A 571-nucleotide genomic window follows, 5' to 3' on the forward strand; every position below is an offset into this window, starting at 1 on the left:
ATATCAAATATTCTTCGGATATGGTAAAAACTTATCGTATCTTAGCTTGCAATATAAGATGGATATTATTAGCACTTATAAAATTTACAGCACTATTACCGTAGAAGAAAATGAGATAAACAGAAAAAAATTAGAAGATAATCTTAATGATGATGTTGTAGTTGATACTGTTCCTGAAGGGTTAGTAATTAGACTTGGAGAGATTTTATTTGATACAGATTCTTATACACTAAAAGAAGRTGCTAAAGACACTGTTGATAATATTATAAATGCTATTAAACAAACTTATCCAGACAGGGAAATAATAGTTGAGGGRCATACTGATAATACAGGAGAAGCAAATTACAATCAAGCCCTAKCAGAAAAAAGAGCAAAAACTGTAGCAGATTATATACTTCCAAAAATTGAGCATGATAAATTATCTTATAGAGGTTTTGGCGATAAAGAACCTATAGCTTCAAATGATAATCCTGATGGAAGACAAAAAAATAGAAGAGTAGACATTATAATAAAATTAAGATAGGCCTGCAAAAAATCTCTCTTTTTTTTACAAGCCCAAATGTATTTTTAT

At 28.9% G+C, this 571-nt stretch carries 1 protein-coding gene; it reads left to right on the forward strand.

Annotated elements, in window-relative coordinates; translation table 11 throughout:
* Nucleotides 1–523, forward strand: a 523-nt coding sequence (locus tag GQX97_RS14250; protein WP_157152361.1) for an OmpA family protein, incomplete at its 5' end; no start/stop codon positions are given.
* Nucleotides 524–571 lie beyond the last annotated feature (48 nt).

Origin of the sequence: Brachyspira sp. SAP_772, from assembly GCF_009755885.1 — a bacterium.
Classification (GTDB): Bacteria; Spirochaetota; Brachyspiria; order Brachyspirales; family Brachyspiraceae; genus Brachyspira.